The organism is Aromatoleum sp. (assembly GCF_035254505.1).
Classification (GTDB): Bacteria; Pseudomonadota; Gammaproteobacteria; order Burkholderiales; family Rhodocyclaceae; genus Aromatoleum.
The window spans coordinates 76,714-100,107 of the sequence record NZ_DATFAO010000086.1 but is presented as its reverse complement, the minus strand read 5'-3'; the positions used below and the strand labels follow the sequence as shown (position 1 = coordinate 100,107).

24 protein-coding genes are annotated in these 23,394 nt (G+C 65.8%); 18 read left to right on the top strand and 6 right to left on the bottom strand.

The genetic code is table 11. The annotated features are described in order from the left end of the window. Positions 1–2: 2 nt before the first annotated feature. The 5 genes from VJ673_RS17500 to VJ673_RS17480 are packed head-to-tail and all read left to right on the top strand — an operon-like array spanning position 3 to position 5,053. Positions 3–356 (top strand): Hpt domain-containing protein, encoded by a 354-nt coding sequence (locus tag VJ673_RS17500; RefSeq protein ID WP_324127440.1) that lies wholly within the window; start codon positions 3–5, stop codon positions 354–356. Continuing rightward, entirely contained in the window at positions 353–1,531 is a 1,179-nt protein-coding gene (locus VJ673_RS17495; RefSeq protein WP_324127439.1) for a hybrid sensor histidine kinase/response regulator, read from the top strand. The genes VJ673_RS17500 and VJ673_RS17495 overlap by 4 nt, the downstream gene beginning before the upstream one ends. Before the next feature lie 39 nt (positions 1,532–1,570). Beyond that, on the top strand, positions 1,571–2,413 hold the full coding sequence (locus VJ673_RS17490) for an AAA family ATPase (RefSeq protein ID WP_324127438.1): 843 nt from the start codon (positions 1,571–1,573) through the stop codon (positions 2,411–2,413). A 16-nt stretch (positions 2,414–2,429) separates the two neighbouring features. Continuing rightward, positions 2,430–3,848, top strand: a complete 1,419-nt coding sequence (locus VJ673_RS17485; protein ID WP_324127437.1) for an EAL and HDOD domain-containing protein — start codon at positions 2,430–2,432, stop codon at positions 3,846–3,848. A 26-nt stretch (positions 3,849–3,874) separates the two neighbouring features. Next, on the top strand, positions 3,875–5,053 hold the full coding sequence (locus VJ673_RS17480; protein ID WP_324127436.1) for a vWA domain-containing protein: 1,179 nt from the start codon (positions 3,875–3,877) through the stop codon (positions 5,051–5,053). 1 nt (position 5,054) lies between these two features. On the opposite strand, the gene VJ673_RS17475 is transcribed toward VJ673_RS17480, so the two are convergent. Continuing rightward, the gene (locus VJ673_RS17475) at positions 5,055–5,561 is read right to left on the bottom strand and encodes a MarR family winged helix-turn-helix transcriptional regulator (protein WP_324127435.1); all 507 of its coding nucleotides are present in this window, start codon (positions 5,559–5,561) and stop codon (positions 5,055–5,057) included. 273 nt (positions 5,562–5,834) lie between these two features. Between VJ673_RS17475 and VJ673_RS17470 the strand changes: the two genes are divergently transcribed. After that, positions 5,835–7,088, top strand: a complete 1,254-nt coding sequence (locus tag VJ673_RS17470) for a chloride channel protein (protein ID WP_324127434.1) — start codon at positions 5,835–5,837, stop codon at positions 7,086–7,088. 59 nt (positions 7,089–7,147) lie between these two features. Here the strand turns inward: VJ673_RS17470 and htpG are convergent, their stop codons facing one another. Together htpG and greB are read right to left on the bottom strand one after the other, a co-directional pair. Further along, entirely contained in the window at positions 7,148–9,076 is a 1,929-nt protein-coding gene (gene htpG, locus VJ673_RS17465) for a molecular chaperone HtpG (RefSeq protein WP_324127433.1), read from the bottom strand. Between the two features lie 77 nt (positions 9,077–9,153). Then, positions 9,154–9,717: a transcription elongation factor GreB gene (gene greB, locus VJ673_RS17460; RefSeq protein WP_324127432.1), complete on the bottom strand. Its 564-nt coding sequence runs from the start codon at positions 9,715–9,717 to the stop codon at positions 9,154–9,156. A gap of 289 nt (positions 9,718–10,006) precedes the next feature. On the opposite strand from greB, the gene VJ673_RS17455 reads away from it, so the two are divergent. The 12 genes from VJ673_RS17455 to fabG all read left to right on the top strand — a co-directional run bounded on the left by VJ673_RS17455 (position 10,007) and on the right by fabG (position 20,677). Next, positions 10,007–10,297, top strand: coding sequence for a phosphopantetheine-binding protein (locus VJ673_RS17455; protein ID WP_324127431.1), 291 nt, complete (start codon positions 10,007–10,009; stop codon positions 10,295–10,297). Next, complete coding sequence (locus VJ673_RS17450) at positions 10,294–10,965, top strand: COG4648 family protein (RefSeq protein WP_324127430.1); 672 nt, start codon at positions 10,294–10,296, stop codon at positions 10,963–10,965. The genes VJ673_RS17455 and VJ673_RS17450 overlap by 4 nt, the downstream gene beginning before the upstream one ends. Next, positions 10,965–12,326: an AMP-binding protein gene (locus tag VJ673_RS17445; protein WP_324127429.1), complete on the top strand. Its 1,362-nt coding sequence runs from the start codon at positions 10,965–10,967 to the stop codon at positions 12,324–12,326. The genes VJ673_RS17450 and VJ673_RS17445 overlap by 1 nt, the downstream gene beginning before the upstream one ends. Further along, complete coding sequence (locus VJ673_RS17440) at positions 12,323–12,625, top strand: ApeI family dehydratase (protein WP_324127428.1); 303 nt, start codon at positions 12,323–12,325, stop codon at positions 12,623–12,625. The genes VJ673_RS17445 and VJ673_RS17440 overlap by 4 nt, the downstream gene beginning before the upstream one ends. Continuing rightward, on the top strand, positions 12,622–13,569 hold the full coding sequence (locus tag VJ673_RS17435) for a lysophospholipid acyltransferase family protein (RefSeq protein ID WP_324127427.1): 948 nt from the start codon (positions 12,622–12,624) through the stop codon (positions 13,567–13,569). The genes VJ673_RS17440 and VJ673_RS17435 overlap by 4 nt, the downstream gene beginning before the upstream one ends. A 16-nt stretch (positions 13,570–13,585) precedes the next feature. Beyond that, the gene (locus VJ673_RS17430) at positions 13,586–14,191 is read left to right on the top strand and encodes a LolA-related protein (RefSeq protein WP_324127426.1); all 606 of its coding nucleotides are present in this window, start codon (positions 13,586–13,588) and stop codon (positions 14,189–14,191) included. After that, a complete protein-coding gene (locus tag VJ673_RS17425) occupies positions 14,188–16,575 on the top strand; it encodes an MMPL family transporter (protein WP_324127425.1) in 2,388 nt (795 codons plus the stop codon). Before VJ673_RS17430 ends, VJ673_RS17425 begins: the two co-directional genes overlap by 4 nt. Then, positions 16,545–17,345 carry a polysaccharide deacetylase family protein gene (locus VJ673_RS17420; protein WP_324127424.1) on the top strand — a complete coding sequence of 267 codons (801 nt, stop codon included), beginning with the start codon at positions 16,545–16,547 and terminating at the stop codon, positions 17,343–17,345. Before VJ673_RS17425 ends, VJ673_RS17420 begins: the two co-directional genes overlap by 31 nt. Before the next feature lie 135 nt (positions 17,346–17,480). After that, positions 17,481–18,668 carry a beta-ketoacyl-[acyl-carrier-protein] synthase family protein gene (locus tag VJ673_RS17415; RefSeq protein WP_324127423.1) on the top strand — a complete coding sequence of 396 codons (1,188 nt, stop codon included), beginning with the start codon at positions 17,481–17,483 and terminating at the stop codon, positions 18,666–18,668. A gap of 7 nt (positions 18,669–18,675) precedes the next feature. Next, on the top strand, positions 18,676–19,473 hold the full coding sequence (locus VJ673_RS17410) for a beta-ketoacyl synthase chain length factor (protein ID WP_324127422.1): 798 nt from the start codon (positions 18,676–18,678) through the stop codon (positions 19,471–19,473). Beyond that, complete coding sequence (locus VJ673_RS17405) at positions 19,470–19,961, top strand: hotdog family protein (RefSeq protein WP_324127421.1); 492 nt, start codon at positions 19,470–19,472, stop codon at positions 19,959–19,961. The genes VJ673_RS17410 and VJ673_RS17405 overlap by 4 nt, the downstream gene beginning before the upstream one ends. Beyond that, on the top strand, positions 19,958–20,677 hold the full coding sequence (fabG, locus tag VJ673_RS17400) for a 3-oxoacyl-ACP reductase FabG (RefSeq protein WP_324127420.1): 720 nt from the start codon (positions 19,958–19,960) through the stop codon (positions 20,675–20,677). Before VJ673_RS17405 ends, fabG begins: the two co-directional genes overlap by 4 nt. On the opposite strand, the gene VJ673_RS17395 is transcribed toward fabG, so the two are convergent. From VJ673_RS17395 to VJ673_RS17385, 3 genes are read right to left on the bottom strand one after another with little or no spacing between them, the layout of a single operon-like run. Then, a complete protein-coding gene (locus VJ673_RS17395) occupies positions 20,658–21,476 on the bottom strand; it encodes a glycosyltransferase family 2 protein (RefSeq protein WP_324127419.1) in 819 nt (272 codons plus the stop codon). The two genes, fabG and VJ673_RS17395, sit on opposite strands and share 20 nt — an antisense overlap. Positions 21,477–21,493: 17 nt before the next feature. Then, the gene (locus tag VJ673_RS17390) at positions 21,494–22,309 is read right to left on the bottom strand and encodes a lysophospholipid acyltransferase family protein (protein WP_324127418.1); all 816 of its coding nucleotides are present in this window, start codon (positions 22,307–22,309) and stop codon (positions 21,494–21,496) included. A gap of 12 nt (positions 22,310–22,321) precedes the next feature. Continuing rightward, a complete protein-coding gene (locus VJ673_RS17385; protein WP_324127417.1) occupies positions 22,322–23,368 on the bottom strand; it encodes a chorismate transformation FkbO/Hyg5 family protein in 1,047 nt (348 codons plus the stop codon). Positions 23,369–23,394 lie beyond the last annotated feature (26 nt).

Here is a 23,394-nt window from a genome sequence, read left to right as displayed (position 1 = left end):
CCATGGCAGACGATCCCCTCGCCGCCAAGATCGCCGTCCTCCAAAGAGCTTTCGTCGCCCAGCTCCCCGAGCGCATCCGGGCACTCGACGAAGCGCTGGCGAAGCTGGGACAGGACGAGGAGACCGTAAAGGCCGTCCATGTGATCGTGCATAGCCTCGCGGGCGCCGGAGCTACCTTCGGCTGTCCGGAGGTCAGCGCAGCGGCGCGCGAGATGGAGCAAGCGATGTTTCCCGGCGGGCTCGGCCACTCGAAGTTCGACCCGGCAGTGCATGCTCGCCTTCCCGTCCTCATGGCAGCGCTCAAAGCCGCGGCGCAGCGGGCGGTTGCGGAAAACCCGGAATCTGGACAACCATGACCGTAGAAGGACTGCCCGTCTTGAAGGTGCTGCTCGTTGAAGACGACCCGCTTCAAAGCGCGAAGACCGTCGCCCTCCTCGAGCATCTCGGCCAGCGGGTTGTGCTCGCATGTGACGGCGCCCAGGCGATCGAGCGATTCTGCAGCGAAAATCCGGACCTCATCCTGATGGATGTCCTGCTACCCGGACCCAACGGCTTCGAGACGACGCGCCGCATCAAGGAGATCGCCGGCACGCACTGGGTTCCCGTAATCTACCTGACCGTACTCGGCAGTCACGGCAACCTCGTCGAAGGATTGCTTGCGGGCGGCGACGATTACCTGATCAAGCCGATCGGCCTGGAGATCCTCGAAGCGAAGCTCCGCTCGGTGCTCCGCACCTTGAAGCTGTACCGCGCCCTCGAGGAGTCGCGCGACAACCTGGAAAGCGCGAACGCTGCGCTCCAGCACGCAAACCGCGAGCTCGAGACCTTCACCTACGCCGTCGCCCACGACCTCAAGTCGCCGCTGCGGGCGATCAATGGCTACAGCACGCTGCTCGCATCGACGGAGAGCTCGGCGCTTTCTGCCGACGGGCACGAATACCTGCGCAAGATCGTCGAGGGCACCGAATACATGGGACGCCTGATCGACGATCTGCTTGAGTACTCGAGACTCGAACGGGGCTCGATGAACTTCGAGCGGCTCGACGTGGCGCGCGTCGCCGAGGCCCTTCACGCGGAATTCCGCGCGGAACTCGACCAGCGCGATGCGCACATCACGATCAATATCGCTTCACGCGAGATCACCGCCGACCGCAACGCGCTGACCCAGGCGCTGCGCAATCTTCTATCCAACGCGCTGAAATTTGCCGCTGCCGGAAGGCCGCTGGAAATCGAGATCGGGTCGCGAAAGGAAAACGCATGTCACCGTCTATGGGTCCGCGATAACGGTATCGGCTTCGACATGCGGCACCATGATCGCATCTTCGATATTTTCGAACGCTTGCATCGCAGCGAGGATTACCCCGGCACCGGGGTCGGCCTCGCAATCGTGCGCAAGGCCATGCAACGCATGGGCGGACGAAGCTGGGGTTCAAGCAGCCCTGGCCAAGGCGCGATCTTCCATCTCGAGTGGCCGGAGTCGCAAGGCTCCCAACTGCAACGCACCCGCGTTCCAGATGAGAACGGCCCATAGGCCCTATAATCGGAATTCGCCAACTGGAGGAATTCCGCGATGCGCTTCGAAGGTTCCCGGGACTACGTCGCCACCCCCGACCTGATGCTTGCCGTCAACGCGGCGATCAAGCTGCAACGGCCGCTGCTGATCAAGGGCGAACCGGGCACCGGCAAGACGATGCTTGCCGAGGAAGTCGCGACCGCACTCGGCCTTCCGCTGCTGCAGTGGCACATCAAATCGACGACCAAGGCCCAGCAGGGCCTCTACGAATACGACGCCGTGTCGCGGCTACGCGACTCCCAGCTTGGCGACGACCGTGTCAAGGACATCGCCAATTACATCGTCAAGGGCGTGCTCTGGCAGGCCTTCGAATCGGAGACGCCGTGCGTCGTGCTGATCGACGAGGTCGACAAGGCGGATATCGAATTTCCGAACGACCTGCTACGTGAGCTCGATCGCATGGAGTTCCACGTCTACGAGACCCGGCAGACCGTGCAGGCACGCCATCGTCCCATCGTCTTCATCACGTCGAACAACGAAAAGGAACTGCCGGACGCCTTCCTGCGGCGCTGCTTCTTCCACTACATCCGCTTCCCAGACCGCGAAACGATGCAACGCATCGTGGACGTGCATTACCCCGACCTCGGCCAGGAGTTGCTGCGCGAAGCGCTGGAAGTCTTCTTCGGCTTGCGGGACGTACCGGGCTTGAAGAAGAAGCCCTCGACCTCGGAACTGATCGACTGGCTGAAGCTGCTGATCGCCGAAGAGATTCCACCCGCCGCGCTACGCACCGAAGGCAAGCAGGCCGGGATACCGCCGCTGGCGGGAGCGCTGCTGAAGAACGAACAGGATCTTCACCTCTTCGAGCGGCTCGTCTATATGGCTCGCCAGAATCGCTGAGGGCGGTTTGCCGACGATGTTATCTCGCATCCTGTCCGCGTTGAAAGGTGCGTTTTCCGGTCACGACGAAGGCAAGGAGGCCGCCGAACGCAAGCACTTCGACGAGTTGAATCGCCAGGCGCCCATTCGCACTTCGGGCGCTCCGGGCACTGCGGCCGCTTCGACTCCGGTGCAGGCGCGCCCGGCCGCGGCCCCCGAAATCGACGGATTCCTCTGCCGGGAGTCGGTGCTCGGCCGAGATCAGCGCGTTGCGGGCTACCAGTTCATGCTGCACGAAGGCACGCGGAATCGCATCCGCGCACGCGGTCGCCGCATCCAGCACGTCTACGCCGAAGTCCTCGCGCGCAATCTCGCCAATGTGGACATCGGGCGCCTGCTCGGGCATCGCACGGCGTTCCTCGACGTTCCCGATTCCTTTCTTGATCACCCGTCGATCCTCGACCTCCCGGCCCGCAACACCGCACTGGTCGTAACCGCCATTCCCGAAGAAGACGGCGCGCCGGCCCTCGTCGATCTGCTCGCCACGACCCGCTCCTTGCGCAAGGCGGGTTACCGTATCGGGCTGCGGGCGGAACAACTCGACGGAGATCGCCCGGCCCTGCTTGCCGAATGCGATTACATCGTCGTGCGGGCCGCGGCATCCGAACCCGAACAACTCAAACAATCGATGGATCGCCTGAAGAAGGCGGCGTCGAAGGCCGAAGTCATCGCGCGCGATCTTCCCAGCCAGGACGACTTCCAGCTGTGCCGCACACTGGGTGCCGCCCTCTTCCAAGGCCCATTCGTCACGAGCCGGCAGGACTGGCATGGCAACCGGCTCGGGCCAAATACCGCGCGGCTGGCACAACTCATCTCACGCCTACGCGGGGATGCCGACACGCGAGAACTCGTGGACCTGCTGAAACAGGACGCGGCGCTGTCGCTGCGCCTGATGCGCTACATCAATTCCGCAGCGGTGGGGTCGGGGCAGGAGATCACGTCGATCGAAGGGGCGGTCCTGCGACTCGGGCGGGAAAAGCTCTATCGCTGGCTGATGCTGTTGCTCTACGGCGCCGACAAGGGCGGCTCGCCCCGCGCGGCGGCGGCGCTCGAAAACGCGCTCGTGCGGGCGCGGCTAATGGAGCTGCTTGGCGAGAATCGGCCAGCCGCGCAGCGGGACGCCCTCTATCTCGTCGGCCTGCTGTCGCTCGTCGATGTCATCCTGGAAGTGCCGATGGCGGAGGCGATCGCCTCGCTGGCGCCGGCGCCCGAAATCGAGGCCGCGGTGCTGCGGGCCGAAGGCCCAATGGCCGACTTCCTGCAGCTTGCGGTCGCCTGCGAGAACGGCGATCCGGAAACACTCAGGAGCGCCGCCGAACGCTGCGGCATCGGACCAGAGGTCGCCACGCGCCACCATCTGGACGCATTCTCGTGGGCGCTCGAGGTCAACGCCTAGCCAGCCGGAAACGGGAGCGATACCCCATGCTGATCGACTTCTTCCTCCATCTCAAGACCTCCAAACTGCCCGTGTCGACGCGCGAGTTCCTGACCCTGCTCGAAGGGCTGCGCGACGGCGTATGCGGGCCGGACATCGACGCGTTCTACTACTTCGCCCGCACCTGCCTCGTGAAGGACGAATCGCGCTACGACCGATTCGATCAGGCCTTTGCCGCCTACTTCAAGGGCGTCAGCGAGATTCCGGGGCTCGAGACCGAATTGCCGGAGGAATGGCTGCGCGCGATGATGAAGCGCCATCTGACGCCGGAACAGAAAGCCCAGCTCGAAAAACTCGGCTGGGACAAGCTGATGGACGAGCTGCGCAAGCGACTGGGGGAGCAGAAAGGGCGCCATCAGGGCGGTTCCAAGTGGATCGGCACCGGCGGCAGCTCCCCCTTCGGCAACGGCGGCTATCACCCCGAGGGCATCCGCATCGGCGGCGAGTCGGCCGGCAACCGGACGGCGGTCAAGGTCTGGGAGAAGCGCGAGTTCCGCAATCTGGACGATGCGATCGAACTCGGCACGCGCAATATCAAGGTCGCGCTGCGGCGCCTGCGCCGATTCGCGCGCGAAGGCGCGGCGGAGGAGCTCGACCTCGACGGCACGATCGCCGCGACGGCGCGCAATGCCGGGTGGCTAGACCTGCTGATGCGCCCGGAGCGGCACAACGCAGTCAAGGTGCTGCTCTTCCTGGACATCGGCGGCTCGATGGACGATCACGTGAAGGCCTGCGAGGAGCTGTTCTCCGCGTGCCGCAGCGAGTTCAAGCACCTTGAGCACTTCTACTTCCACAACTGCGTCTACGAGGGAGTGTGGCGCGACAACCGCCGGCGCTTCAGCGCGAGCGTGCCGGTCCTCGACCTGATCCACAAATACGGACCCGACTACAAACTGATCTTCGTCGGCGACGCGACGATGAGCCCGTACGAGATCCTGCACCAGCACGGCTCTATCGAGCACATGAACAAGGAAGCGGGCGCCACCTGGCTGCGCCGCCTGCTCGACGCGTGGCCGGCGGCGGCGTGGCTGAATCCGGAACCGGAACGGCTGTGGCCCTATCGCCAGTCGATCGAGATCATCAACCGGATCATGGGGGAACGGATGTATCCGATGACGCTCGACGGCCTGGAACGGGCCATGCGGCAGTTAGCGAAGAAGGTCTGAACTACTCTGCGAACGGCAAAGGCTGCATGCCGAAGCCCTCGTCCAGCCCTTTGATCTGCTGAAGCAGCCCGTCGAGTTCGCCCTGCAGGCGCCCGAGTGACTCGTCGTCAAGCAGGCGCAGCGCTTCCGGTAGCACACCTCGCGCGGGCGAAGGCGCGCGGGCAAGCAGGTCCCGCCCCCCCTGCGTCAGCGACAGACGCACGACGCGCTGATCGGCACTCGTTCGCTCCTTCACGACAAGTCCGTTGGATTCGAGCTTGTCGATCATGTTCGACGCCGTCGATTGATGCAGCGCCATCCGCGTCGCCAGTTCGCCGACGCGCAGGCCCGGCGCCTCGCAGAGTTCCTGCAGGGCCCACAGCTGCGCCCCCGTCACGCCGCTTTGACGCTCGATCCATTGCGAATGCCGCTGCGCGGTCCGAATGAGCACACGAAAGCGCTGAAGAACCGACAGCGGTGTAACCCTGGATGTCTCCATGGCCTTGTCTGCAACGGGAGAAAGGGGCATGAGTGGCACTCCGGTAGCTTCTTCCAAACAAAATTTGCGGCAATCATTTCGCTGAACGCGGGCGCCGCGTATCGTAGCGGAAAGCCGCCGTCACCGACACTTGTCCCGCCTCAGTTTACGGAATTTTCCTTGTTCTTCCCCAAGCACTCGGCCCCCACCCGCCACCTTCGTCAGATCGCCCGAAGCGGGCGCCGACACGCAGTTCCCTGGCTGTCGCCGCAACGCTGGCGAAACCGCGCTGTCCTCGTCGGCGCCGCATTGTTTGCCGGCCTGATGGCAATCGTATTCGCCTTGGGGGCGGAGCGTGCGCTCGCTGCGCACAACGCCTTGCTGCACATTTCGCCGTGGCTGTCGCTGCTCGTCGCACCCGCGGGTTTCGCCGCAATGTCCTGGCTTTCGCGGCGCTTCTTCCGCGGCACGCAAGGAAGCGGCATCCCGCAGGCGATTGCTGCGTCCCACAGCGACGACCCGGGTGTGCGCGTCCGCTTTCTTTCGTTGCGCATCGCATTCGCCAAGATCGCGCTGACGCTCGGGGGACTGCTCTGCGGCGCGTCAATCGGCCGTGAAGGACCGTCCGTGCAGGTCGGTGCCGCAGTGATGCACAGTCTTGCCGATCGAAGGCTTGGGCGCATTGCGTCGAGCCATAACCTGATCGTCGCGGGCGCGGCCGCGGGGTTGGCCGCCGCCTTCAACACGCCGCTTGCGGGGATCATGTTCGCCATCGAGGAGATGTGCCGCGACCATGCCTTCCGCGCCAACAGCACGACGCTGACGGCCGTGATCTTCGCCGGCCTGATGTCTCTTTCGATGCTCGGCAACTACACCTACTTCGGTCGCACGCTCACGGCGCTCGGTTGGCCGGGGGCCTTGTGGCCGACGCTGGCTTGCGGTGTGGTCGGGGGTTTCCTCGGCGGTGCGTTCTGCCGCCTGCTGATCGCTTCGTCGCGAGGCCTGCCAGGCCGCCTTGGGCATTTCGCACTTGACCGTCCGGTCGCGTTCGCCGCGCTGTGCGGGCTCGGCACAGCGCTCGTCGGCTTGGCGACGGGCGGTTTGACCTCGGGCACCGGATACGCGGAATCGAAGGCCGCGCTGGAAGGGATCGCGCCCCTGCCGGGCTATTTTTTCGCCGCAAAGATGCTCGTGATCTGGCTGGCATTCGCCAGCGGCATTCCGGGCGGTCTGTTCGCGCCAGCCCTTGCCGTCGGCGCTGGGGTGGGCGCGGTGCTTTCGCATTTCCTGCCTGCCGGCCCGGTGGCCCCGTTGCTGGTGCTCGGCATGGTCGCCTTCTTGTCCGCAATGACGCAGGCCCCGATCACATCCTTCGTCATCGTGATGGAAATGACGGCGAATCACGAGCTGTTGATGCCCCTGATGGCGACCTCCTTGATCGCGCACGGGATTTCGCGATCGGTGTCGCCGCTCCCGCTTTACGATGCGCTCGCGGCGGCCATGCTTCGGCGCGCGACGGCCGAAGCCTTCAGCGTACCGGCGCTTCGCGACGACCGGCAGCCACTACCGGGGCAGTAAACAAGAAACCGCCCACGACGAAAGCATGGGCGGTTTCCGGATACGACGTGCGGCGGGACTCAGTTGCCGCTCATCGCCATCATCAGCTGGTTGATGCGCTTGACGAAGGTCGCCGGATCGTCGAGCGTGCCGCCTTCGGCGAGCAGCGCCTGATCGAAGAGCACCGCGGCCCAGTCGTCGAACTGCTTTTCCTCGTACTTGAGGCGCATCACCGCAGGGTGCTGCGGGTTGATCTCGAGGATCGGCTTCGACACCGGCGCCTGCTGGCCGGCGGCCTTCAGGATGCGAGAGAGGTTCATCCCCATGTCGTGCTCGTCGGCGACGAGGCAGGCGGGCGAATCGGTCAGGCGGTGCGTGACGCGCACGTCCTTGACGCGCTCGCCAAGGCTCGCCTTCATCTTCTCGAGCAGGTCCTTGTACTCGTCGGCAGCCTTCTCGGCTTCCTTCTTCTCGGCTTCGTCCTCGAGGCTACCCAGGTCCAAACCGCCCTTCGCGACCGAGAGAAGCGGCTTGCCGTCGAACTCGGTCAGGTTGCCGATCACCCACTCGTCGACGCGATCCGAGAGCAACAGCACTTCGATGCCCTTCTTGCGGAAGATCTCGAGGTGCGGGCTGTTCTTCGCCGCGTTGAAGGATTCGGCGGTGACGAAGTAGATCTTGTCCTGGCCTTCCTTCATGCGGCCGATGTAGTCGGCGAGCGAGACGGTCTCCTCAGGCGTGTCGGTGTGCGTCGAAGCGAAGCGCAGCAGGCCGGCGATCTTGTCCTTGTTCGCGAAGTCCTCACCGACGCCTTCCTTCAGCACCTTGCCGAATTCCTTCCAGAAGGTCGCGTACTTCTCCTTCTCGGCCGCGTCTTCGCTGGTCGCCATGTCTTCGAGCAGGCCCAGCACCTTCTTCGTGCAGCCGGCGCGGATCGTGTCGATATCCTTGCTTTCCTGCAGGATCTCGCGCGAGACGTTGAGCGGCAGATCGCTCGAATCGACGACGCCGCGGACGAAGCGCAGGTACATCGGCATCAGCTTCTCAGCGTCGTCCATGATGAACACGCGCTTCACGTACAGCTTGATGCCGTGACGGGCGTTGCGGTCCCACATGTCGAAGGGCGCGTGCGACGGCACATACAGCAGCTGCGTGTACTCGTGGCGGCCTTCGACACGCGCATGGCTCCACGCCAGCGGCTCGTCGAAGTCGTGGCCGACGTGCTTGTAGAAGGCCTTGTACTCGTCTTCGGTGATGTCGTTCTTCGAGCGCGTCCACAGGGCGTTGGCCTGGTTGACGGTCTCGTCTTCGTCGGTCGTGACCTGCTCGTTCTTGTCCTTGTCCCACTCTTCCTTCTTCATCAGGATGGGCTGGACGATGTGGTCCGAGTACTTGCGGATCAGGCTGCGCAGCTTCCAGCCCGACAGCAGGTCTTCCTGGCCTTCGCGCAAATGCAGCGTGATCTCGGTGCCGCGGCCGGCCTTGTCGACCGCTTCGACGGTGTATTCGCCGGCGCCCTCGCCGACCATCGAGCATTCCCACTTCACGCCTTCCGCAGCCGGCAGGCCCGCGCGACGCGTGACGACGGTGACCTTGTCGGCGACGATGAAGGCCGAGTAGAAGCCGACGCCGAACTGGCCGATGAGGTGGGCGTCCTTCTTCTGGTCGCCGGTGAGCTGCGAGAAGAATTCCTTGGTGCCGGACTTGGCGATCGTGCCGAGGTGCGCGATCGCTTCGTCGCGGCTCATGCCGATGCCGTTGTCGGCGACGGTGACGGTCTTCGCGTCCGTATCGAACGAAATACGGATCGCCAGTTCGCCTTCACCTTCGAAGAGTTCCGGCTTGTCGAGAGCCTCGAAGCGCAGCTTGTCGCAGGCATCCGACGCGTTCGAAATCAGCTCGCGCAGGAAGATCTCGCGGTTGGAATACAGCGAGTGGATCATCAGGTGAAGCAGCTGCTTCACCTCGGCCTGGAAATTCAGGGTCTGAGCGCCGGCGGCAGTGGTCATCGGTTGAAACTCCATTTACACAGGAACGCGCACGTATGTGGGGCACGTTCCGGGAATTTCAAGTCCCGCCGCAACGCTCACTGATAGCGGATTTCGACAACCTCGATCTCTCGCGGTCCCGCCGGGCTCACGAAGCGCACGACGTCGCCCTCGCGGGCCTTCATCAGGGCGCGTGCGAGCGGCGAGATCCAGCTGATTCGACCCGCGCTCGCGTCCGCCTCGTCCACGCCGACAATCTGCCAAGTCTGCTCGCCGTCGCCATCTTCGTCGTCCACGTCGAACACCGTCACCGTCGCGCCGAAGAACACCTGCTCCATGCCCTGCTGACGCTCGAGGTCGACGACCTCGGCGCTCTCGATGCGCTTGATCAGGAATCGGATGCGCCGGTCGATCTCGCGCAGGCGCTTCTTGCCGTAGATGTAGTCGCCGTTTTCGGAGCGGTCGCCGTTCGATGCCGCCCACGCGACGGTCTCGACAAGCTTGGGCCGCTCCACGCGCACGATCTGATCGAGTTCGACCCGCAGGGCATCGTAGCCGCGACGCGTCATGTAGTTCTTGCTCCCGGGCGGCAGACGCGACGCGACAGGGATGTCCTCATCGTCGTCGGAACCGTCGCCTTCTTTAACAAATGCCTTGTTCACAGCAAGCTTCCATCCATTGACCGGGGTTTGTGTTTCGAGCTGCGAGGCACGCATCTCCAGCTCACGGGTCTTGATGCATGATAATCGACCCCTGCGCCAGGAGGATGCATTGTCAATGTAACCTCCGTGTGCAGTGGACCGTCGATTTGGGTAAAATTCAAGGTTTTCACCGGTTTGCCGGCGCCTCACGCTTCGAAGCGTTTCTTCCGATATCACGAGGCCCGACGGATCCGACGGCACTCAACCCGACGCGCGCGCAGACCGGCGCGTCCAGCGCAAGACTAGATCCATGACCGTTCCTGCAAACCCCTCCGCGGCCGACCTCGATGCCCTGCGTCTGGAAGTCGCCGGCCTCGTCGTAGAAGCCCTGAACCTCGATCTGGCTCCGGCCGCGATTCCCGCTGACGACCCGCTGTTCGGCGAAGGCCTCGGCCTCGACTCCATCGACATCCTCGAAGTGGCACTGGTGGTATCGAAGCGTTTCGGCTTCCAGCTGCGCGCCGACAACGAGGACAACGTCAACATCTTCCGCTCGCTGCGGAGCCTTACCGAGTACATCGCGGCCCACCGCACAAAATGAACCCCGGCATTGCACGCGCAGCTCGCGTGCTCGCCATCGGCCTGATCGTCGCCGCATCGGCGGTGGCGGCCCATTACGCCAGCGCGTTGGTGGAGTCGTCGGACTGGGGGGCGATGCTCGCGATCGGCCCCTTCGCCGCGGGCGCCGCAGCCTTCGCCTGGCATTCGCCGCGGCGCCCTGTGCTGCTGGTCCTGCTCGCCGCGGCGACGGCCGCACTCGCCGCCCTGTGGCCGACGCTCGCGCATAACGTCGACTGGCTGTTCTTCGTGCAGCACGTCGGTCTGAACCTGCTGCTCGGCATCGGCTTCGGGCGCACGCTCGCAGCGGGACGCAAACCTCTCTGCACCGATATCGCCGAAATGATCCACGGACACATCAGTCCTGCCTCGACCCGTTACACGCGGCAGGTGACGCTCGCCTGGACGGTATTCTTCGGCACGATGGCGGGCACATCGGCAATCCTCTTCGCCTTTGCCCCCGCGACGGTCTGGTCAACCTTCGCGAACCTGCTCAACTGGCCGCTCGTCGGAGCGATGTTCGTCGCGGAATACCTCGTCCGCCAGCGCCTGCTGCCCGAAGACCGCAGCAACATCATCGACGCAATCCGCGCCTATCGGCGCAACACGGCGAGCTCCGCCGCCCCCCGAATTTCCTCCCCCCTCGAATGATGAACTCCGTGTCTGTTGCGTCAGGCCTGCCGCTGCTGCGGCACGCCAGTCTGGATGCCCCCCTCGCCTGGCGCGGCGACGAATGCATCTCCGTCGCGCACTTCCTGTCGGACGTCGAGCGGGTCGCTTGGGCACTGCCGGCCGGCAAGCACGTCCTGAACGTCTGCGCCGACCGCTATCGCTTCGCCGTGGGCCTTGCAGCCTCGGTGATGACGGGCAAGATCAGCCTGCTGCCATCGACCCACACGCCGGACACAGTCCGTCAGCTCCTCGGCTTCGCACCGGATGTGTTCTGCCTCACGGACACCCTTCCGTGCGATATCGAGCTGCCTCAGTGCCACTACCCTGAGGTGCAGCCGGACGAATTCGACGGCGCGATTCCCTTGGTCGATCCGGGGCAGTGCGTCGCCTACGTCTTCACTTCCGGCTCGACGGGCGCGCCGGTACCGCATCGCAAGACCTGGGGCTCGCTGGTCCGCAACATCGCTGCCGAAGCAGACCGTCTGGCGCTGCGGGCGGAGGACCGATTCACCTTGATCGGCACGGTTCCGCCGCAGCACATGTACGGCTTCGAATCGACCGTATTGCTCGCGATGCTCGGGGGCGGTGCGATGTGGGCCGGACGCCCCTTCTATCCGGCGGACATCGTGTCCGCAATGGAGGCGTGCCCGCAGCCGCGCGCGCTGGTGTCGACGCCGTTCCACCTGCGCACCCTGCTCGGCGCCGGAATCGCGCTGCCGAAGGCCGATCTCGTCGTCTCCGCGACCGCCCCCTTGTCAGGCAATCTCGCCGTAGAGATCGAGACACGACTGCAGTGCCCGCTGCTGGAAATCTACGGCTGCACCGAGACCGGCCAGCTCGCGACGCGCAGTACGGCACATACGACGGAATGGCAGCTCTTTCGCGGCGTGACGCTGATCGAAGAAGACGGCCAGGTGCGAGCCCAGGACGGGCACATCGACGTGCCGACAGTCCTCAGCGACATCATCGAACCGGTGTCGGCCGATCGCTTCCTGCTGCATGGCCGTTCCGCGGACCTGGTGAACATCGCGGGCAAGCGCAGTTCGCTGTCCTACCTGAACCACCAACTCAACGCGATCCCAGGCGTCGTCGACGGATGTTTCCTGATGCCCGACGATGAGCAGGTGGATGGCGTCACACGCCTTATGGCCGTGGTCGTCGCGCCGACGCTCGATCATGCGGGCCTCCTCCGCGCCTTGCGCGAGCGGGTCGATCCGCTGTTCCTGCCGCGTCCGCTGCTCTTCGCCGACGCGCTGCCGCGCAATGCGACGGGCAAGCTGCCGCGCGCCGCGCTCGAAGCACTGATCGCGCAGAGCCGCCAGGGAACAGATCGCTCATGATCCACGAGACCTCGATCATGGTCGCAGCCGACCATCCCGCCTTCGCCGGCCACTTCCCCGGACGTCCGATCCTGCCCGGCGTGGTGCTTCTCGGTTGGGCGGTCAAGGCACTGGGCGATATGCTCGGCCGAACGGTCCCGCCCTGCGAGATCGCCTCGGCCAAGTTCCTCCGCCCGGTTGCCCCCAGCACTCGGCTCGTGATCCGGCTCACGCCGCAGCCGTCTGGCGCGTGGCGCTTCGACATCGTCGACGACGTGGACGCGGTCGCGACCGGCTCTCTCAAGGTTCCGACAGCATGAGTCCTCCCTCGGTCGACACACCGACCCGCCAAGTCCAAGCGAACTGGGCCAAGCAGCCGGAGCGCAGCAACCAGGCGACGCTGCGGCTCATGACGTGGATCTCGCTACGGCTCGGACGGCGTACTGCCCGCGTCGTGCTCGGGCTGATCGCGGCCTATTTCCTGGCCTTCTCGCCGACCGCGCGGCGCCAGTCGCGCAACTGGCTGCAGCGCGCACTCGGTCGCCGTCCGTCGATTCGCGACCTGCTGCAGCACTTCTTCACCTTCGCCTCGACGATCCACGATCGGCTCTATCTCGTGAATGATCGGGACGACCTGTTCGACATCCACATCCACGGCGGCGAGGAGATCCGGGCCTGCGTCGCCCGAGGCGAAGGCGTGCTGCTGATGGGCGCTCATCTTGGCAGCTTCGAAGTGCTGCGTACGCTGGGGCGACACGGGCTCGGCGCGCGCGTGGCGATGGTGATGTACGAGGAAAACGCGCGCAAGGTCAATGAGACGCTTGCCGCGATCAACCCCGCGGCGCACCAGGACATCATTCCGCTCGGCCGCCTGGAGTCGATGCTGCAGGTCAAGGAGCGGCTCGACGACGGTTCGCTGGTCGGCCTCCTGGCCGACCGCAGCCTCGACCATGACGGCGTCGCGCCGGTCGATTTTTTCGGCTCGGCCGCAGATTTCCCGCTCGGGCCGTGGCGCATGGCGGCGATGATGAAACGTCCGGTGTTCCTGATGGTCGGACTCTACCGCGGCGGCAATCGCTACGACCTGCATTTCGAGCAGATCGCAGATTTCTCGACGGCGACGCGCGACAACCGCTCGGCGATGCAGCAGGCCGCGCTGGTGCATTACGTCGCGCGTCTGGAGCATTACGCGCGCAGTGCTCCATATAACTGGTTCAATTTCTTCGATTTCTGGCAGAGTGCGCGCTCGCGCGAAGCGCGGTGACCCCTTGGAGTGCAATGTGAGTGTCGTCCGGTTTTCCCGTCGGCTGCGGTCCGGCCTGCTCGCCATATGGGCGCTGCTGGCCTGCCCCGCCGGCTTTGCTGCCTCGCCGGACTGGACCGTCGATCGCCTGATGCAATCCCTGAGCCACCAGACGAGCGGCCAGGCGACCTTCGTCGAGCGCAAGTACCTCGCCGTCCTCGACCAGCCGGTGGAATCGTCCGGCGAGCTGCGCTTTCGCGCACCGGACCGCCTCGAAAAGATCACGCTGAAGCCCAAGCCCGAATCGCTGGTGCTCGAAGGCAACACCGTCACCGTCAATCGCGGAAAGAAACAATACGTCGTGCAGCTCTCCGACTATCGCGAAGTCGCGGCCTTCGTCGACAGCATCCGCGCGACGCTCGTAGGCGATCGCGCAACGCTGGAACGCACCTATGCGCTTCATCTGGCCGGGAATCCCGACAACTGGACGCTGACACTGCTGCCGCGGGACCCGCGGATGGCCGAACTCGTGCTGCGCATCGACATCAAGGGCAGCCGCGCACAGCTGCGCGAGATCGAGATCCGTCAGGCCGACGGCGACCGCTCGGTCATGGAGATCGCCGCCGTCGGAGCCGCGCAGTGAAGCGTCGCCCGCTCGCCGCGCTGCTGCTGTGGCTGGGCCTCGTCATCGCCAGCATCGCCGTCATCGTCCAGACGCGCTTCACGACTGACCTGTCGGCCTTCCTGCCCGACGCACCGACGGCCGAGCAGCGCCTACTGATCGATCAATTGCGCGACGGCATGGTGTCCCGCCTCCTGCTGGTCGGCATCGAAGGGGGTGACCCACAGACGCGTGCAACCGTGTCGCGCACCCTCGGCGAAGCCTTGCGCGACGATCCCGCCTTCGTGAGCGTCGCCAATGGCGAAGCCGTGCATCGCGAACGCGACCAGAAGCTGCTGTTCGAGAACCGCTACCTGCTAAGCCCCGCCGTCAACCCCGAGCGTTTCACGGAAGACGGGCTGCATGAGGCCATCGCCGAATCGATCGACCTGCTCGCCTCCCCCGTGGGTATGCTCACGAAGTCCCTTCTGCCGCGCGACCCCACCGGCGAGCTGATGCAGCTCCTCGAGCGCCTCGACGGTGGCAACCGCCCCGCCACGGCCGACGGCATCTGGGTTTCGCGCGACCGGTCGCGGGCCCTGCTTCTCGCTCAGACCCGGGCTTCGGGGTCCGACCTCGACGCGCAACAGGCCGCGATCGAAACCTTGCGCGCAACTTTCCTCCGAGCCGTCGTCGACGCCGGGAAAAGCCCTGCGGAAATCAGACTGCTGCTGACCGGCCCAGGCGTATTCGCCGTCGCGTCGCGATCAGGCATCCAGGACGAAGTCGGCCGCCTCGCGATCGTCTCGACCTCGCTCATCGTCGCCCTGCTGCTCTTCATCTACCGCTCGCCGACCGCGCTGGTGCTGGGCCTGCTGCCCGTAGCGTCGGGAGCACTGGCGGGCATCGTCGCTGTCAGCCTCGGATTCGGTAGCGTGCACGGCATCACGCTCGGCTTCGGCACGACGCTGATCGGCGAAGCCGTGGACTACGCGATCTACCTCTTCGTCCAGTCCGACAACAAGACGTCCCCGCAAACAGACGGCTCGGTCGCGCCGCCCGCATTCTGGCCCACCATCCGCCTCGGAGTGATGACCTCCATCTGCGGCTTTGCGGCGCTGATGTTTTCCGGCTTTCCGGGCCTTTCTCAACTCGGGCTGTACACGATCGCCGGACTGATCGCCGCTGCGCTCAGCACGCGCTTCATCCTGCCGCACCTGCTCCCGCCGGGCTTCGCGATCCGCGACGTCACGCCCTTCGGCGAGCGCCTGGCTGCGCTCGTCAAGGCGGCACATCCCCTACGCCGTGCGCTGATCGTCGTCGCACTGATCGCGGCAGGCATCGTGTGGGTCCAGCGCGACACGGTATGGAATCGCGAGTTGTCGGCGCTGAGCCCGGTGCCGGACGCCGATCAGGCCCTGGACATGCAATTGCGCAGCGACCTGGGCGCCCCCGACGTGCGCTACATGATCGTGGTCAGGGGTGAGACCCCGGAAGCGACGCTGGAGGCCGCAGAGGCGGTCGGCACGCAGCTCGACGGCCTTGTCGATGACGGCGCCATCGGCAGCTACGAGAGCCCCGGCCGCTACCTGCCTTCCCAGGCCCGCCAGGCCGCGCGCCGTGCGAGCCTGCCGGACGCCGGAACACTCGAGCACCGCCTCGGACCCGCCACGGCCGGATTGCCGCTCCCGGCCGCCCGCCTCGCCCCCTTCATCGCCGATGTCGAGGCTGCCCGCTCGCGCCCGCTGCTGACGCGCGAAGCGCTTGCGGGCACCAGCTTCGCCCTCGCCGTCGATTCCATGCTGATCGCACAGAACGGCGGATGGAGCGCGCTGATCCCCTTGCGCGCCCCGACGACCGGCCCACATGCACAGTCGGTCGACGCCGACCGCGTACGTACCGTCCTCAAGCAGACAGCGCCCGATGCGCTGTTCATCGACATGAAGGGCGAATCGGAGCGCCTCTACTCCGGCTACCTGCGCGAGGCAGCCGTGCTGTCGTGCGCCGGTCTCGTCGCGATCATCGTGCTGCTGGGATTCGCCTTGCGACACCCGATGCGCGTCCTGCAAGTCCTGACGCCCCTTGCGGCAGCGGTACTGGTCGTCATCGCGGGACTCGTCACGGCTGGTGTTTCGCTGACGATCCTGCACCTCGTCGGGCTGCTGCTGATCGTCGCCGTGGGCTCAAACTACGCGCTCTTCTTTGACAACGATACCGTCGCCTCGACGCCTGCGCCACGCACGCTCGCATCGCTCCTCTTCGCCAACCTGACCACCGTCACCGGATTCGGCGTGCTGGCATTCTCGTCCGTACCTGTGCTGCAAGCCTTCGGCTGCACGGTGGGCCCGGGCGCGATCCTGGCGCTGATCTTTTCCGCCGTCCTCGTGAGGCCGACGTGCCCCGCCCCTGGAAACCCGGCCCGCTGATCCACGCTTCGGCCGCCCTACACGCAGCCGCAGCGACCGGTGCCATGCTCCGCCCCGAAGCCTGGCCCTGGGCGCTCGCGGCGATCGCGGCAAACCATGGCGTCATCACAGCGGCCGGCCTCCTGCCGCGTTGCCAGCTGCTCGGGCCGAACTGGACGCGATTACCGGACTCCGCGGCCGCACGCGGCGAAATTGCCATCACGATCGACGACGGACCCGATCCCGACGTCACCCCGCGCGTGCTCGACCTCCTGGACCGCCACACCGTCCGAGCGACCTTCTTCGTGATCGGCGACGCCGTACGACGCCACCCCGCCATCTCACGCGAGATCGTCGCACGCGGCCATGCTGTCGAAAATCACAGCCAGCGCCACCTGAAAACCTTTTCGCTACACGGCCCCCACTGGCTCGAAGCCGAAATCACCGCCGCGCAACGCACGATCGAAGACATCTGCGGCGTCACGCCGTGCTTTTTCCGCGCCCCGGCCGGCCTGCGCAATCCCTTCCTCGAGCCGGCACTCGCGAAACTGGATCTGCAACTCGCAGCGTGGACGCGGCGCGCCTACGACACCCGCAACGGCAATCCGCAATCCGTGACCGCACGGCTGCTCGACGGCCTGCGCGGGGGCGACATCCTGCTGCTGCATGACGCCAATGCGGCACGCGACGATCGCGGGGTCCCCGTCATCCTGCAAGTCCTGCCCCAGCTCTTGGCTACGTGTGCTGACGCCCGCCTCAAGCCGGTCACGCTGACCGCCGCCCGCGCCTGATCACCGCAACTGCCGGCGCTACGGAATGTCGGCAACTCAGCTCGCGACGGCCAGAAATGATATGGGCGATCCAGGCGCCGACGGACGACCGGTGCATTTTGCTAAAATAGATACTTTTCGCTTTCCCGGTTTGTCGTGACCCCGTTCCAGATCTCCCGCTATACCGCCACCACCTGCCTCGGCCGCGGGATCGAGCCCTTGCGCGACGCGCTGCTCGCCGGTCGCTCAGGGCTGAAGCCCTGCCACTTCGAAACGGTCGCGCTGCAGACCTGGGTCGGCGAAGTCGAGGGCGTCGATGACGAAGTCCTGCCGGCTCACCTTTCCGCTTTCGACTGCCGCAACAACCGCCTCGCCCAAATCGGCCTCGTGCAGGACGGCTTTGCCGAAGCCGTGCAAGACGCCGCGCAACGCTACGGCAAGGACCGGATCGGCCTCTTCCTCGGGACGAGCACGGCAGGCATCCTCGAAACCGAACTGGCCTATCGGCGACGCGATCCCGACACGGGCGCGCTGCCCGCGGACTTCCACTACGCCGGCTCGCACAACACCTACTCCGTCGGAGCGTTCGTGCAAGCATGGCTCGGCCTCACCGGCCCAGCTGTGGTGGTCTCGTCAGCCTGTTCGTCGAGCGCCAAGGTGTTTGCATCCGCCGCCCGCATGATTGCCGCGGGGCTGATCGACGCGGCCGTCGTAGGCGGCGTGGACTCGCTGTGTCTGACCACGCTCTACGGCTTCAACTCGCTCGAACTCACCTCGCCCGACGCCTGCCGCCCCTTCGACCGAAATCGCGACGGCATCTCGATCGGCGAAGCCGCTGCGTTCGCGCTGCTCGAACGGCCCGCCGTCACGCTTGCCGACGACGCGATCCTGCTGCTGGGCGTCGGCGAGTCGAGCGACGCCTACCACATGTCCTCACCGCATCCGGAAGGCCGGGGTGCGCGCGAGGCGATGGAAGCCGCTCTCGCGTCCGCCGGGCTCACGGTGGCCGACATCGACTACATCAACCTGCACGGCACCTCCACCCCGAGCAACGACGCCGCCGAAGGCAAGGCCGTCGCGGCGATGTTCGGCACCCGTGTGCCCTGCAGCTCCACCAAGGGTGCGACCGGCCACACGCTGGGCGCTGCCGGCGGGGTCGAGGCGGTCATCTCGGCCCTAACGCTGCGGGACGGCTTCCTGCCTGCGAGCGCCGGCACGCGCGATCCCGAACCGGGCCTCGACTATCTGCTCGCGACACGGCGTCAGCCAGTGCGTCGCGCGCTGAGCAACTCCTTCGGATTCGGCGGCACCAACTGCAGCCTGATTCTCGGCCGAGCAGGATAAGAACTTCATGACCGTATCGCTTTCTGCCTGGATCCACGGGATCGGCGTCCTCGGGCCGGGCCTACCTGACTGGCCCACCACCGCCGCCGTTCTGCGCCGACAACAGTCCTGGACTTTCGCTCCGACGGTGCTGACCGCGCCCGAACTGCTGCCGCCCGCCGAACGCCGCCGTGCCGTGAAGGTCGTCAAACTGGCCCTCTCGGTCGGCCTACAGGCGGCCGCCGCTGCCGGCGCCGACGCCTCGACGCTCACCACGATCTTCACGTCCTCCGGCGGCGACGGGCTCAACTGCCATCAGATCTGCGAGACCCTCGCCTCGGACGACCGTCAGATCTCTCCGACGCGCTTCCACAATTCCGTGCACAACGCCGCCGCCGGCTACTGGAGCATCGCGACCGGCGCCACGGCCCCGTCCGCCGTCCTCTGTGCCTACGACGGCAGTTTCGGGGCCGGCCTGCTGGAAGCGCTCGCCCAGGTCACGGTCGACGACGTGCCTTGCCTGCTGATCGCCTACGACGCCGATTACCCTGAACCTCTGCGCGCGACGCGCCCGATTCCGGACGCCTTCGGCGTCGCGATGCTGCTCGCACCCACTCCGGGCGAACAACCCATCGGTCGCCTCTCCGTGGCCCTGACGACGGACGCCGCAGTCACGCTGCCGGACTCCGAACTGGAAAGCCTGAGAAAAGCCATTCCCGCCGCCCGCAGCCTGCCGCTCCTCGCCGCCATCGCGAACGGCACGCTGGGCCGCATCGTCCTTGACTACCTCGACCATGCGCAAATGGCCGTGGAGTTCTCGACGTGAGCGGGGGTCCTCGAACGCTGGATCGCGACGCCATCGCAGCGCGCATTCCTCACCAGGGCAGCATGTGCCTGCTCGCGGGCGTCGACGAATGGAATGCGGATTCGATTCGCTGCCACGCGACCAGCCACCATGACGAAGCGAATCCGCTACGCGAAGTCTGGGGCCTGCCGGCAACGAGCGCAATCGAATATGCCGCCCAGGCCATGGCGGTCCATGGCGCCCTGGTCGCGCCACCCGGCGGTGCGCCGCGGCCCGGCTATCTTGCCAGCGTGCGCGGGGTCGAATTCGCCGTGGATAGGCTCGATACCGTCAGCGGACCGCTCGACATCCGCGCCGAACGCCTGACCGGCAACGGCAACCAGATCCTCTACACCTTCACCGTGGCCGCCGCCGGCGCCGCGCTCGTCAGCGGGCGCGCCGCCGTCATTCTCGACGCCGATGTCCTCGCATCCGGCGATGCGGGCCGGGCCACCAGGAGTTCCGCTTGAAAAATGCCCTCGTCACCGGCGGCAGCGGCGGCATCGGCGCCGCCATCTGCCGTCGTCTCGCCCACGACGGTCATCACGTCTTCATCCACGCGAATAGTCGCATCGACAAGGCGGAAGCGCTCGCCAGCGAGATCCGGGAGGCCGGTGGCAGTGCCGCCGCAATCGCCTTCGACATCACCGATGCCACGGCAACCGCCGCCGCGCTGGATATGATCACGGCCGAGGCGCCGATCCAGATCCTCGTCAACAATGCAGGCATCCACGACGATGCTGTCTTCCCCGGGATGCGCGCCGAGCAGTGGCAGCGTGTGATCGACGTGTCGCTGAACGGGTTCTTCAATGTCACCCAGCCCCTGACCCTGCCGATGATTCGCACGCGCTGGGGCCGCATCATCACCGTATCGTCGGTCGCGGCGATCACCGGCAACCGCGGCCAAGTCAACTATTCGGCGGCGAAGGGCGCATTGCATGCAGCGAGCAAGTCATTGTCGCTCGAAGTCGCAAGCCGGGGGATCACCGTCAATGTCGTTGCGCCGGGAATCATCGATACGGCGATGAGCGAAGGCGCCTTCGACGCCGACGCGATCTCGCGGATGGTGCCGATGAAGCGCGCCGGCCAGCCCGAGGAAGTCGCCGACCTCGTGGGATTCCTCGCCTCCGCCCAGGCCGCCTATATCAGCGGCCAAGTGATTTCGATCAACGGCGGGATGATTTAAGGCGACGCATCGCCAGGGCAGGTAGCCGGACCAGGAAGCCGCAGAACAGCCGCGTGTGCATCCAGGTGAGCAGCACGTTGTCGCGCAGATATTTGAAGTGCGACACACCGCCCTCTTCCGGACGGAAATACTTCACCGGCGCCGGTACATTGACCGGCGGCACGCCCGCCCAGGCCATGCGCACGACCGCTTCGGGATCGAAATCGAAACGTCGCATCCAGCGCTGGCCGCGCATCACGCGGATCAGCGGCGCGATCGGGTAGACGCGGAAGCCGAACAGCGAGTCGCCGATACCCGTCCACAGCGTCTCCAGATTGGCCCACCAGTTCGATACCTTGCGGCCCCGCACGCGCACTGACGGCGCACTGGAGTCGAAAACCGGCATGCCGAGGATCATCGCCTCCGGCCGCGCCGAGGACACGGCCATGAACTCCGGAATCATCGCCGATGGATGCTGCCCGTCCGAGTCCATCGTCAGCACATGGGTGAAACCCAGCACCGCTGCCTGCTCGATGCCGTGCAGCACCGCCGCGCCCTTGCCGCCGTTTTCCGGCAGCACGATAACACGCAAGCCCGGATCGTCGGACGCCATCCGGCGCAGCCCTTCGGTGGTTCCGTCCGTACTGCCATCGACGACGACCCACACCGGCATCCACTCCTGACGTGCGGCACGAACCGTGTCATAGACCTTCGGACCCGGGTTGTAGCTCGGAATCAGCAACAAATGCGTCGCGGCGGACGTCTCCGCGGGCACCGGTGCCGGAGTGAAGTTCGGTAGGGTGGCCGATTCTCGGGTCATGACATTCTGTAGCAGTTTCAGGCGTCGACAGGCGACGCAGAGGCACGCGCCTGCACCGGCAATTCCGGCAGGACCGCGTGTGCCAGTTCGGCAGCAAAATACGCTTCGAGTTCAGCCATGAAGGGTTGGACCTTCGCGGGGGGGTCGAAACGGCGACCGAGCCTCACCCTGTAGGTTACAGGCATTTCGGGCTTGCGGAACAGCGGCCATCCCTTACACAGATAAGACGATTCGGTCTCGATGAAGATCGTCTGCACCGGCACCCTGCTCCGCCGCGAGATCAGGCCGACGCTCGCCGTCAGCGGATTCACGGGCCGGCGTGTCGTCCGCGTGCCCTCCGGGAACACCAGCAGGAAGCTGCCGGCGGCGAGATCTTCCGTTGCATTTCCGACCATGCGCAGCGGCGAGTCGTTACGGATATAGCGCGCCATCCGCGCCCCGGCGCCGAGAAAGACATTGTCCATCAGCCCGGCCTTCATGACGCAGGCCACGTCCGGTAGCCGCGAAATCACCATCACCGCGTCGAGCAGGCAGGGATGATTCGGCGCAAGGATCAGCGGTCCCTGCCCGCGCAGCGCATCCAGCGCCGAAAGATCGAAGCGGCAGGCCCCGATCCCGGTCAGGAAACGCAGATAGCCGTGAAACCCCCGGTTGATGACAAAGCGTCCAAGCCGCCGTCCCACCCTGGATGGCAGCAGCGGATGCAGCACGATCGCGAACGGTGTCCACGCGAGGCAGATCGCCCCAAGATAGCCGAGGCCCAGATAGAGCATTGCGTACTCGCGCAGCCTGCGCAGGAGGCGGGGCAGCGCCTTCCGCGACGTCTCACTCACGCCGCGCTCCGGTCACAGCGCGTACTCCACCCCATGTCCGGCCGACGCTTCGACCTCCACCAGCAAGTCGCTGCGGCAGACATCCGCCTGCAGGTAGAGAACGGGCACGTCGCATGCGAGATGCGCCTCGAACGCAGACTGCACGATCTCGAATTCGTCCGGATTGCGTACATAGACCTTGTACGCGAGATCCTGCAATCCGAATCGCGCGTCGACGGCATGTCGCCGCGCCTCCGTCAGGACCGCCTCGATATTGCGCAGCGATTCCACGGTCTGAGCGGTCGCGTCGCCGTGATGGCAGGTCTCATGGCCGACGATGCTCGCTGTGCCCGACACGAAAAGCAGCGGCGATCCATGTGGTCGCGACAAACCCGCTCGTGCAAAGGTCGGACTGCGTGGACCGTAGCGCTCAGGGTAGCGATAGGCACTGACCTGGCGCGGGTTCTCGATCGCAACCGGCGCCTCGCGCGCAGCGATGAAGTACAGAGCGACCGGGCCGGCGGCGGAACCCAGCGCGCAGGCTGCGGGCACGTTACCGCCGGTCGTCCGCCCGCACTGGATGAAGGCATCCTGCCGGCCGGCATTGAACTGCCAGTAACGCTCGCTCCCGTCCGTCTCCAAGTTGATGCCCGGCAGGTAGTTCCACACCCGGAGCAGGCCGGGATAGCGCATCTCATCGAGCAGCGTAAACAGCCGTTCGTAGATCGAACGCGTCGCGCGGTGCAGCCCCGACGGTGACTCGGCCATATCCTGGCCGGCGAATTCGCCTTCCGGCAGCTCGATACATCCGAAGATCACCGACTCGTTGCGGCGATAGCGGATCCCGGCCAGCGTCCCGTCGACCAGCGGACCGCGGGCTCGCCACACCTCGCACGCTCCATCAGCCCCGGAAAGCGGCGGCATCGAGACATGGACCGAGGGAACGTACTGCGGCCAGCCGGTCGGCGAAACCCCGCCGTACACCGCAACCCCCAATACCTCATCCCACCACTGCGCGGGCATTTGCGCCGGCACTTCGGCCGGCAGGAAATTCAGAGACAGACCACCCAAGAAAGCCATTCGCGTACCACGCCTTTCCGCTCCAA

Coding starts and splice junctions, on each gene's coding strand:
- VJ673_RS17500 (WP_324127440.1), top strand. CDS start 3: ATGGCAGACGATCCCCTCGCCGCCAAGATCGCCGTCCTCCAAAGAGCT.
- VJ673_RS17495 (WP_324127439.1), top strand. CDS start 353: ATGACCGTAGAAGGACTGCCCGTCTTGAAGGTGCTGCTCGTTGAAGAC.
- VJ673_RS17490 (WP_324127438.1), top strand. CDS start 1,571: ATGCGCTTCGAAGGTTCCCGGGACTACGTCGCCACCCCCGACCTGATG.
- VJ673_RS17485 (WP_324127437.1), top strand. CDS start 2,430: ATGTTATCTCGCATCCTGTCCGCGTTGAAAGGTGCGTTTTCCGGTCAC.
- VJ673_RS17480 (WP_324127436.1), top strand. CDS start 3,875: ATGCTGATCGACTTCTTCCTCCATCTCAAGACCTCCAAACTGCCCGTG.
- VJ673_RS17475 (WP_324127435.1), bottom strand. CDS start 5,561: ATGCCCCTTTCTCCCGTTGCAGACAAGGCCATGGAGACATCCAGGGTT.
- VJ673_RS17470 (WP_324127434.1), top strand. CDS start 5,835: ATGGCAATCGTATTCGCCTTGGGGGCGGAGCGTGCGCTCGCTGCGCAC.
- htpG (WP_324127433.1), bottom strand. CDS start 9,076: ATGACCACTGCCGCCGGCGCTCAGACCCTGAATTTCCAGGCCGAGGTG.
- VJ673_RS17455 (WP_324127431.1), top strand. CDS start 10,007: ATGACCGTTCCTGCAAACCCCTCCGCGGCCGACCTCGATGCCCTGCGT.
- VJ673_RS17450 (WP_324127430.1), top strand. CDS start 10,294: ATGAACCCCGGCATTGCACGCGCAGCTCGCGTGCTCGCCATCGGCCTG.
- VJ673_RS17445 (WP_324127429.1), top strand. CDS start 10,965: ATGAACTCCGTGTCTGTTGCGTCAGGCCTGCCGCTGCTGCGGCACGCC.
- VJ673_RS17440 (WP_324127428.1), top strand. CDS start 12,323: ATGATCCACGAGACCTCGATCATGGTCGCAGCCGACCATCCCGCCTTC.
- VJ673_RS17435 (WP_324127427.1), top strand. CDS start 12,622: ATGAGTCCTCCCTCGGTCGACACACCGACCCGCCAAGTCCAAGCGAAC.
- VJ673_RS17410 (WP_324127422.1), top strand. CDS start 18,676: ATGACCGTATCGCTTTCTGCCTGGATCCACGGGATCGGCGTCCTCGGG.
- VJ673_RS17395 (WP_324127419.1), bottom strand. CDS start 21,476: ATGACCCGAGAATCGGCCACCCTACCGAACTTCACTCCGGCACCGGTG.
- VJ673_RS17385 (WP_324127417.1), bottom strand. CDS start 23,368: ATGGCTTTCTTGGGTGGTCTGTCTCTGAATTTCCTGCCGGCCGAAGTG.